Raw genomic sequence first — 1669 nt, 5'->3', positions numbered from 1 at the left:
TGACGCTCGACCCGGCGAGGCCGTCGCCGTGCGCGACCTCGACCGCGTCCACGCCCGCCGCGTCCAGCGCGGCGGCGATCTCGCGGACCTGGTCCACGGTGTAGCGGTGCCGGATGGCGTGCATGCCGTCCCGCAGCGTCACGTCCTGGACGTACAGCTCGGCGCTCGTTCCCGCAGTCACTGGACCGCCAGCCTCTCTGCCACGCGCAGCGCGGCGGACGTCATGATGTCGAGGTTCCCCGCGTAGGCGGGCAGGTAGTGCGCGGCGCCCTCGACCTCGAGGAACACCGACACCAGGTTCCCGGGCCCGCCGCCGGCGAGCGCGGCGAGCGGGTCGCCGGCGTCCAGCGGACGGATCTGCACCCGCTGCTTGAGCCGGTAGCCCGGCACGTACGCGGCGACCTCGCCGATCATCTTCTCGACCGACGCGGTGACCTGCTCGGGGTCGCAGTCGCCGGTCACGCAGTAGACGGTGTCGCGCATGATCAGCGGGGGCTCGGCGGGGTTCAGCACGATGATCGCCTTGCCCCGCGCCGCGCCGCCGACCTCCTCCAGGGCGCGCGAGGTGGTCTCGGTGAACTCGTCGATGTTCGCGCGGGTGCCCGGCCCGGCCGACCGGGACGCGATGGACGCGACGATCTCGGCGTACCGGACGGGCGTCACCCGCGACACGGCCGCGACGACCGGCACGGTCGCCTGGCCGCCGCAGGTGACCATGTTGACGTTCGGGGCGTCCAGGTGCTCGTCCAGGTTGACCGCCGGGACGACGTACGGGCCGATCGCCGCCGGGGTGAGGTCGACGATCCTCCTTCCGTGCGGCGCGAGCACCTCGGCGTTGTGCAGGTGGGCCTTGGCGGAGGTGGCGTCCAGCACCACCCGGACGTCCGCGAACTCCGGCATCGCGACCAGGCCCTCGACGCCGTCGCTGGTCGTGGCGACGCCGAGCCGGCGGGCCCGGGCGAGCCCGTCGGAGTCGGGGTCGATCCCCGCGAGCACCGCGACGTCGAGCAGGTCCGACGTCCGGAGCACCTTGATCATCAGATCGGTGCCGATGTTGCCCGATCCGATGATCGCGACGCGCTGCGCGTCCGGCATGGCTCCAACTCCTCTCGAGGGGGTTCGGCGCGGCAGAAGGCGGCGAACGCCGCCGTGGTCCGCGCGCCGAGGGCGGTGACGTCCGGCCCGGTCCCGGTGAGGGGGGCCGGCCGGCGGTCGTGCAGGGTGCCGAGGTGGAACGGGACGTCCACCAGGTGCGCCGAGCCGAGCCGCACGCCCTGGTGGGCGTACGGCGAGCGGTGCGCGAACCGGACGCGGCGGACCTCGCCGCCGTGGACGGCGTGCCAGCGCGCCAGCTCGTCGGCAGGGCGCAGCATGAGCAGTTCGGTGCGGGCGTCGGCAGCCGACAGCGTGACCGGGTCGATCGCCGCGAACAGCCGCATCTCCTCGGCGGTGGTCGTGACCAGCAGCGGGACGGCCGCGGCCGCGCCCGACCGGACGGCGTCCATCGGGTGCCGGGGCAGGAACGAGCCGTCCACCACCGGCGCTACGGGCAGCAGCCCCTCGACGGGCGGCAGCGACCGCGCCGCCTCGCCCTCGGCCGCGAGGAGCGTCCGCAGCGGCGCCGACCGGGGCTGCGCCCGTCCGAGCGCCCGCCGGAACGCGGCGGTGA

3 protein-coding genes are annotated in these 1669 nt (G+C 75.0%); all 3 read right to left on the bottom strand.

All coding sequences use genetic code 11. From position 1 onward, the window contains the following. A partial coding sequence (locus tag AB0J52_RS39355; protein WP_500188197.1) for a hydroxymethylglutaryl-CoA lyase-like TIM-barrel protein occupies positions 1-181 on the bottom strand: 181 nt, incomplete at its 3' end. Next, positions 178-1095: an acetaldehyde dehydrogenase (acetylating) gene (locus tag AB0J52_RS39350; RefSeq protein WP_500188195.1), complete on the bottom strand. Its 918-nt coding sequence runs from the start codon at positions 1093-1095 to the stop codon at positions 178-180. The genes AB0J52_RS39355 and AB0J52_RS39350, both read right to left, overlap by 4 nt. Continuing rightward, positions 1038-1669 (bottom strand): carboxylesterase family protein (locus AB0J52_RS39345; RefSeq protein ID WP_500188194.1); only part of this gene is annotated, 632 nt, incomplete at its 5' end. The genes AB0J52_RS39345 and AB0J52_RS39350, both read right to left, overlap by 58 nt.

Source organism: Spirillospora sp. NPDC049652 (genome assembly GCF_040675125.1).
Classification (GTDB): Bacteria; Actinomycetota; Actinomycetes; order Streptosporangiales; family Streptosporangiaceae; genus Spirillospora.
Note: the sequence above shows the minus strand (reverse complement) of the source record. Positions and strands in the feature narration are given on the sequence as shown.